This is a genomic window from Kitasatospora sp. NPDC058965, from assembly GCF_042741245.1.
In the GTDB taxonomy this organism is placed as follows: domain Bacteria; phylum Actinomycetota; class Actinomycetes; order Streptomycetales; family Streptomycetaceae; genus Kitasatospora.
In genome coordinates this window covers 1-7,868 of the sequence record NZ_JBHYKG010000366.1, presented here as the reverse complement: position 1 = coordinate 7,868, position 7,868 = coordinate 1, and the positions used below count along the sequence as shown (strand labels likewise).

Here is a 7,868-nt window from a genome sequence, read left to right as displayed (position 1 = left end):
ACCCGAGGGAGGCGGGCCCGCTCGGCCGTCCGGTGGACCGTCAGTGCAGGATCGCGTGGGTGATCGCGCAGGAGTTGGTGTCGTTCGACCAGCTGGCCTGCTCGGCGAACTTGCCGGTGCCCATGCTCACCATGGCCGCGCCGCCGGCGGTGCCGGGGGCCTTCCAGGCGCACTCGTCGGAGTTCTCCTCGCCGCTGGTGGCGTTGGTCCAGCCGCCGGCGGGGAACTGGTCGGACATCATCTCGTGCCACTCGTGGCCCAGGGTCATCGTCCAACCGTCCAGCTTGCCCGACTTGTTGACGAAGTTGACGCCGCAGTCGGCACCCAGGTCGATGTTGTACGGCTGGTTGCTGAAGGCCAGCGGGCCGTAGGGGGAGTTGACCGCGCCGCCGGTGAGGGAGGAGTCACCGGTGTAGTCGTGCCAGGCGCAGTAGCCGCCGAACGGGCTCTGGTAGTCGTCCGGGTCGGTGCCGTGCGGCGAGAGGATCACGTAGTAGGTGTGCCGGTTCGAGGCGGCGGTGGTGTTGCCGAAGTGCTTGGCGGCCTTGACCGCCTCCTGGCCGAGCTGGTGACCGGTGGCGTCCTGGGGCGAGGCGGCCGCGTTGTCGTACCAGACCCCGGCCAGTACGCCGCCCTTCTGGTACGGCACGAAGGCGGCGTTGGCCGGGCAGCTGGTGGCGCCCTTCTTCACGTTCGGGCCGTCGCACCACTGGGTGAGGTCGGCGGACCACTTCTCGTTGCCGGTGCCGATGCCCTTGAACATCGCCTGGGCGACCGGCGCCGCGCCGGCCGGGTCCTTGGAGAAGGTCGCGTTGCCCTTGGCGTCGGTGCCCTTGGTCCCCCACTGGGTGCCGTAGAAGACCAGGTAGACCTGCGAGTGGCCGTCGTTGACGCCCACTCCGTCGACGCCGCCGCCGTAGGACAGGGTGTCCGGGCCGGTGGGAACCTTCGCGGCCGCGTGGGCCCGGGCGCTCGCGGCGTGCGAGACGAACGGGACGGCGCCGGGGTGACTGTGCGAGCCTGCGGCGACCGCGCTCGGGGTGGTGGCCAGGACGGCTCCAGCGGCGAGGGACAGCGCGGCGACGCCGGTGAAGGCGGCGCGGGCCGAGCCGCGGAGCATGGGGGTACCCATAGTGGGGAGATCCTCTCGTCGGTCGGCCGCACCAATCGGGGTCGGCGGTGCGGCCGGTGAGGTGACACGGGGTCGGGTGAACACGTCCGGCAGGGGCGGTGCAGGTCCTGCCCGGACACACCGGAGCCCTGTCGGACTGCGGTGCGGGAGCCCCCGGGCAGGCCACACTGCCGCCCACGGGGGATGGATCAAGCCGTCAAGTGCCTTGGAACTACGGATCGTTGCTCTGTCTCCGGCGACCCGTGGCGGCTTGCCGCGGTCAAGCAAACCAGCGGTGTCGTGAGCGTGTCAACATTATTCCCCCAGCTTTCTTAATTGCCTCGGCGGCCGACCCACACCCGGCAGTCACCCGCTGACAGCGGATCAACAGGCACTCCGGCGGCACGGATCCGGGACGCCGTCAGCCGCCCGTCCGCCCGCCGCCCCGGCCCGACGGGGCCGGCGCCACCTGGGTGCACTCCCAGCTTCGGCGCCGAATCTGAGTACTTCCCCCGTGGGCGCGGGACCGCCGGTCAGGGAACCTGTCGCTGCCCACCCGTGCCACCACTGCCCCCGGGAGTCTTCGATGGACGCCGACGCTCCGGCCGCACGGCCGGCTGCCGGCCGCACCGCGCCGGAACTGCCGCCCGCCGCCTACCTGTGCCACCCCGTGGGCGCCGCGGCCGCCCTGCGGGACCAGCGCGAGGCGCTGGAGCACTTCGCCCACCGCCTCGGCCTGCCCGGGCCCGTCTTCTACGTGGACCGCGGCCGACCTGGCCCCGGACCGGCGGCCGACCGGCCCCGGCTGCAGGCCCTCGTCCACGCGGCACAGGCCGGCTCCCACCGCCTGCTGCTGATTCCCGGCCCGTGGGTGCTCGCCGACTGCGAGGCCGAGCTCCGGGCCTGCGTCCGCCGGCTCACCGGGGCGGGCTGCGAACGGATCCTGCGGCTGCCCGCCCGCCGGGCGCTGGTCCGGGTCGGCCGCGGACGCCGGAACGCGGGTCCCGCCTGGGCCCCGGCGCGGGCGGTGCGACTGGGCTGACGCCGCCCTGGCGTCCCCCGGCCACAGCAGCGCTGACGCCGGTTCAGGGGAAGAGCGCCTGGATCCCGATCACGGCGCCGCTGCGCGCCCGCTCCTCCCACGGGAGCGGGCGCAGGGTCAGTGCGCACTTGGCGGCCGCCTTGAAGCAGTGCGCGGCGTAGGCCTCCCTGAGATGGGCGTCGAGCAGGTCGAGCGCGTCCGGCACCTCCCCGGTGACGACCACGCGTTCCGGACCGAACAGGGTCACCAGGGTGGCGATGCCCGTCCCGACGGCCCGGCCTGCCCGGGCGAAGGCGTCCTGCGCGTCCGGATCGCCGGCCCGGGCGAGCCGGACGGCGCCGGCGAAGTCCAGCGCGGGGTCGCCGGCGGAGCGGCGGACGGCGGCGAGGATCGCGTCGGTGGCGGCGATCGCCTCGACGCAGCCGTTCGAACCGCAGCGGCAGGGCGGGCCCGCGGGGTCGACCCGGACGTGGCCCAGCTCCCCCGCGGCGCCGTAGGCGCCGGTCACCAGCTCGCCGTTGACCACGAGCCCGGAGGAGACCTGCCGCCCGACGGTGACCACGGCGAAGTACTCGGTGCCGATGCCCTCGCCGAACCAGTGCTCGGCGACGGTGAGGGCCTTGACGTCGTTCTCGACCGTGACGTTCAGGCCGGTCGCGGCGGCCACCGCCTCGACCAGCGGCACGTCCTGCCACCCGGGCAGGACGGGGAGATTGACGCGGCCCGTGTCGCGGTCCACCTCGCCGCCGACCACCACTCCCAGGTGCCGGGTCCGCTCCCGGAACTCGGGTTCGGTGTCGAGCAGTTCGTCGACCAGCTCGGCCAGCAGCGCGCACACCGACGCGGGGTCGCGGTCGCCGAGTTCCCGCTGTGCGCCGGCCCGGGCCCGGGCCCGCAGGTCGCAGACGGTGCCGTGCAGCCCGTCGGGACCGATCCACACCCCGACGAAGAACTCCCGGTCCGGGGTGACCGCCAGCGGGTTCACCGGGCGACCGGCTCCCGGGGCGGTCCGCTCCGGCGGGAGCTCGTGCAGGTAACCGCCGTCGATGAGCGGCCGGGCCGCCTTGGTCACCGCCGTCGACGACAGGCCCGTCCGGCGGGCCAGTTCCACCCTGCTGAGCGGGCTCTCGGCCAGCAGCATGGCGAGGATGGTGGTTTCCGCCGGTGCCGTGACCAGCGGATTCGCGGGGTTCGGGAACACCTCGGCAAGGTACTTGCCCGCTATGGCTTTGTCCACTACGGACCGGACCGGGCGGGCCACGGACAGCACCGGGCGGGGCCGGTCGGCGGGGCCCGTCCCGGCCCGGGAGCTGACGGCCGGACAGTCCGCCGCCGGGGTCCGCTAGGACGTGAGCGCCCGCCACCAGGTGGCGCAGCACCGGACGATCCGCGGACCCCGCCCGCCGGTGGCGTCCTCGGCGATCCGGCGTGCGGTCCACCGGCCGCACCACGTCCCGGAGTCCCGGACCTCGACGGCCAGGGTCTCGCCGTCGAACTCGACGGCCACCACGACGTCGGCGCCGCGGCTGTGCCGCACTGCGGCGGTGACCAGGTCGGTGACGACGAGCGGGAGCCGGTCGGTGATCTCCCCGGGGACCTCCCAGCGCCGGACGGCGTCGAGGGCGAAGCGCCGCAGCACCGGCACGGCGGCCTCGGTCGCGGGGGCGCCGCCGCGCGCGACGACCTTTCCGCGGCGCTGCGGCGCCGAGTCGGTGGACCGGTTCCGGGCGGCGGTGCCCGGGCGAACAGAGGCGATGGCCATGGCGGACTCCAGGTGCGTCCCGTAGGTGGTGCGTGGCACGGGGTGGTTCCGACGATGCCGCCGCCGGGTCCGGGGGGACAATCGGGGTCCGCCGGAGTAGGTATACGTAATCGGTGGTGGCCCCACCCGGGACGTCCGGACTCCTGCGGTGGTAGCGGCCGTCCGGCGCGCCGGGTCGACGGCGCCCGGGGCCGTCGCCCGCGGACGGCTCCAGCGACCATACTGATCTCGGAAAGCACGACCGACAGGAAGCGATCCGGCCCATGGGCGACGCGCCGTTCCCCACCGATGCGCCCGGCACCGGCCGGCTGCCCGCCGAGGTGGCGGGGTTCGTCGGCCGGCGGGGCGAACTGGGCGAGATCGGTCGGCTGCTCGCCGCCGCCCGGCTGGTGACGCTGACCGGTCCGGGCGGGGTCGGCAAGACCAGGCTCGCGCTGCGCGCGGCCGCCGCCGCGCAGCAGGGGTTCGCGGACGGTGCGCGGCTGGTCGAGTTGGCGCAGTTGCGCGACCCGCTGCTGCTGGCGCAGAGCGTGGTGGACGTGCTGGACGTGCAGGACCGCTCCGAGCGGTCGGCCGCCGAGGTGCTGGCCGGGTACCTGGCGGACCGTCAGCTCCTGCTGGTGCTGGACAACTGCGAGCACCTGGCCGGTCCGTGCGCCCGGCTGGTGGAGGAGTTGCTGCGGGCGGCCCCCGGGCTCAAGGTGCTCGCGACCAGCCGGCAGCCGCTGGGCCTGCTCGGCGAGCACGTCTGTGCCGTGCCGCCGATGCGGGTGCCGGACGAGGAGCAGGTGACCGGCGCGACGGGGCTCGCCCGGTTCGAGGCGGTGAAGCTCTTCGAGCAGCGGGCGGCCGCCGTGCTGCCGGGCTTCGCCGTCGACGACGCCAACGCCGCCGCGGTGGCCCGGCTGGTGGCGGCGCTGGACGGGCTCCCGCTGGCGATCGAGCTGGCCGCCTCCTGGCTGCGGGTGCTCGACGTGCAGGAGGTGCTGGACCGCCTCACCGACCGGTTCGCCCTGCTGGACGGCCGACCGCAGGCCGCCCGTCGGACCCTGCGCGACCTGATGGACTGGAGCTACGGCCTCTGCTCGCCGCCGGAGCGGCTGCTCTGGGCCCGGGTGTCGGTCTTCTCGGGCGGCTTCGACCTGGCGGCGGCCGAGGCGGTCTGCTCCGGCGACGGGATCGAGCGCTCGGAGCTGCTGGTCCTGGTGGCGGGCCTGATCGACAAGTCGGTGCTGATCCGGCAGCAGGGCCCCGCCGGCGTGCGGTACCGGCTGCTGGAGACCGTCCGCGAGTACGGGGCCCGTCGGCTGGCCGACGGCAGCACCGCCGAGCGGCGGCGGCACCGCAACCACTTCCGGCGGCTGGCCGAGCGCGCCGAGGAGCACTGGTTCGGCCCGCAGCAGCCGCACTGGTTCGGTCTGCTCCGCGCCGACCACGCGAACCTGCGCGCGGCCCTGGAGTTCTGCGTGACCGAGCCGGGCGAGGCGGAGGCGGGCCTGGCGATGGCGGGCCTGCCCCGCGACTACTGGATCGCCTCGGGCGCGCTCGGCGAGGGACGGCAGTGGCTGTCCCGGCTGCTGGCGGCGGCCGGGGACGCCGGTGCGGCGCGCACCCGGGCGATGGGTCTGGACGCCTGGTTCGCGGTGCTCCAGGGCAACCTCGCCGAGGCGGAGCCGCTGCTCCTCGCGCACGCCGAGCGGGCCGGTCGGCTCGGCGACGAGGCCGAGGCGGCCTGGGCGCTGCAGTACCGGGGGGCGGCGATGGGCTTCTCCGACCAGGGCTTCGAATCGATCGCGGTGTTCGCCGAGGCGGCGGCCAGGCACCGGGCCCTGGGCGACCTCGCGGGGCTGACCAGCGCGCTCTTCAAGCAGTCCTTCGGCGAGTCGATGGTCGGGGAGGCGGGGCCGGCGCTGGCGCTGAGCCGGGAGGCGGTGGCGGTCGCCGAGGACGCGGGCGAGTCGCTGCTGCACTCCTACGCGGTCTTCGCCGAGGGGCTGGCCAGGTGGATGGGCGGCGACCGGCCCGCCGCCGCGGAGCTGCTGCGCCGGGCGATCAGGCTCAAGGACCCGTTCCACGACCGCTGGGGCCTGGCGCTCTGCGTCGAGCTCACCTTCTGGAGCGCGGCCGAGGAGAGCGACTGGGACCGGGCGGCCTACCTGCTGGGCTGCCTGCACGCGCTCTGGGAGGGGCTGGGCGCCTCGCTGCACGAGTCCGTCCCGTTCATGGTGCAGGTGCACGAGCGCTACGCCGAGCAGGTCCGCACCGCCCTGGCGCCCCGGGCCTTCCGGGCGGCGGCGGCCCGCGGCAGCCGGCTCGGCGCGGAGCAGATCGTCGAGGACATCCTGCGGGAGCGGGCGGCGCCGTCCGCCGTCGGCGACCGGGGCGCGCGGCTGACCCGGCGGGAGGCGCAGGTCGCGGAGCTGGTGGCGAAGGGCATGAGCAACAAGGAGATCTCGGCCGCCCTGGTGATCTCGCTGCGCACGGCCGAGAACCACATCGAGCACGTGCTCACGAAGCTCGGCTTCTCGTCCCGGACCCAGGTCGCCGTCTGGGTGGCCCGGCAGTCGGCGCTGCCGCCGGCCGGGGCGCAGGCCGCACCCGCCGTGCCGGGGCGCAGTCCCCGGTCCGAGTAGGGTGCGCTCCCGGGCGGGAGCGCACCCGTCACGTCAGGACGCCGGCGTCAGGTAGACGCCGTCGGTGCCCTGGCCCGGCGTGCTCTGACAGCTGAAGTCCTGGTCCGCGGGCTGGTCGGCGATCAGGCTCAGGCACTGCCCGAGGGCCAACTGCCCGTAGTAGTTCGGGTGGAAGGACTCCTGCTTGGTGCCCTGGGTCAGGCCGGTGGTAAGGAACCGGGCCCACTCCGAGGTCTCCGCGGACGGGGGCTGCGCGGAGCCGGCCAGCTGGTCGGAGGTGGAGCAGACCTCGTGGCCCTGGAGCAGGTCCTGGACGTCGAGGAACTGCACGCCCCGGTCGGCGGCAACCTCGGAGAGCCGCTGGGCGACCTGCGGGACCATCTGGTCGCGGGCCCAGTCCAGGTCGTCGTCGCCCGCGGGGCAGCCGCCCTTGGTGGTGCGGCTCCACCCGCTCTGCGGGTAGCGGTCCTCCGAGCTGCGCGGGATCGGCGAGGGGTAGGACTGCAGCACGATCCGGTAGGCCGAGGCGGCGTAGCCGTCGGCCGACATCACGGCGCGGATCTCGTCGATCGACGTGCCGACGTTCGCCATCGCGGTGTCGATCTGGGCGTCGATGGCGGCCTGCTGGGAGTCCCGGCAGTCGCCGGCCGACGCCTCGTAGTCCAGCACGCACTGGGTGATGGCGTGGACGAAGCCGAGGTCGTTGCCGCCGATCGAGAGCACGACGGTGCCGACCCGGCGGTGCGCGGCCAGGGAGGCGAGCTGGTCGGCCTGGGGTGCCTCGCCCTTGAAGGACTGGCCGCCGTGCGCGGCGCGGAACACGTTCGCGGTGGTGGCGCCGGAGCAGGCGAGGTTGACGGCCCGGTCGGCGCCGAAGGCGCTGAGCACCTCGGCCGAGTCGGAGCGGTCGCAGCCGTTCTGCGCCGTCGCGCCGTACACCTGGCTCGCGTCGTAGCCGTGACCGGTCCAGGCCCGGTCGGTCCCGGAGCGGCTGCCGGTGAAGGTGTCGCTGTTGCCCTGCCAGCGGCCGGCCTCGCCGGAGATGTAGCTGTCGCCCAGCGAGACGGTGATGGCGGCGCCGCTCCTCGGCGCGGCCTGGGCGGGGCCGGCGGTCGCGGTGAGCAGGCCGGTCGCGGCCAGCGGAAGGGCGAGGGCGGCTGCGGTGAGCCGCCGGGTCGCGGTGCCGGACGCTGCTCGGGTGGTGCCTTGAGACATGGTCAACTCCTTGGCTCCGCCTGCGCTGCCTGACGCAGCGAGGAGGGTCGGGGAAACGGGGGGCGGAATGCGGTGCGGGTGTGGGGCCACCGCGCCGCCTGCGGC

At 74.9% G+C, this 7,868-nt stretch carries 6 protein-coding genes; 2 read left to right on the top strand and 4 right to left on the bottom strand.

Features of this window, described 5'->3' with window-relative positions:
- Positions 1-40: 40 nt before the first annotated feature.
- A complete protein-coding gene (locus ACFW1A_RS35730; RefSeq protein WP_380416815.1) occupies positions 41-1,132 on the bottom strand; it encodes a hypothetical protein in 1,092 nt (363 codons plus the stop codon).
- Positions 1,133-1,697: 565 nt separating this feature from the next.
- On the opposite strand from ACFW1A_RS35730, the gene ACFW1A_RS35725 reads away from it, so the two are divergent.
- Positions 1,698-2,153 carry a recombinase family protein gene (locus ACFW1A_RS35725; protein ID WP_380416813.1) on the top strand — a complete coding sequence of 152 codons (456 nt, stop codon included), beginning with the start codon at positions 1,698-1,700 and terminating at the stop codon, positions 2,151-2,153.
- Positions 2,154-2,196: 43 nt separating this feature from the next.
- Here ACFW1A_RS35725 and ACFW1A_RS35720 read toward each other — a convergent pair whose 3' ends face one another.
- Complete coding sequence (locus ACFW1A_RS35720) at positions 2,197-3,354, bottom strand: ROK family protein (RefSeq protein WP_380416811.1); 1,158 nt, start codon at positions 3,352-3,354, stop codon at positions 2,197-2,199.
- A 141-nt stretch (positions 3,355-3,495) separates the two neighbouring features.
- A complete protein-coding gene (locus ACFW1A_RS35715; RefSeq protein ID WP_380416809.1) occupies positions 3,496-3,954 on the bottom strand; it encodes an ATP-binding protein in 459 nt (152 codons plus the stop codon).
- 224 nt (positions 3,955-4,178) lie between these two features.
- On the opposite strand from ACFW1A_RS35715, the gene ACFW1A_RS35710 reads away from it, so the two are divergent.
- Entirely contained in the window at positions 4,179-6,548 is a 2,370-nt protein-coding gene (locus tag ACFW1A_RS35710) for an ATP-binding protein (RefSeq protein ID WP_380416806.1), read from the top strand.
- Positions 6,549-6,581: 33 nt separating this feature from the next.
- On the opposite strand, the gene ACFW1A_RS35705 is transcribed toward ACFW1A_RS35710, so the two are convergent.
- Complete coding sequence (locus tag ACFW1A_RS35705) at positions 6,582-7,763, bottom strand: GDSL-type esterase/lipase family protein (protein WP_380416804.1); 1,182 nt, start codon at positions 7,761-7,763, stop codon at positions 6,582-6,584.
- Positions 7,764-7,868 lie beyond the last annotated feature (105 nt).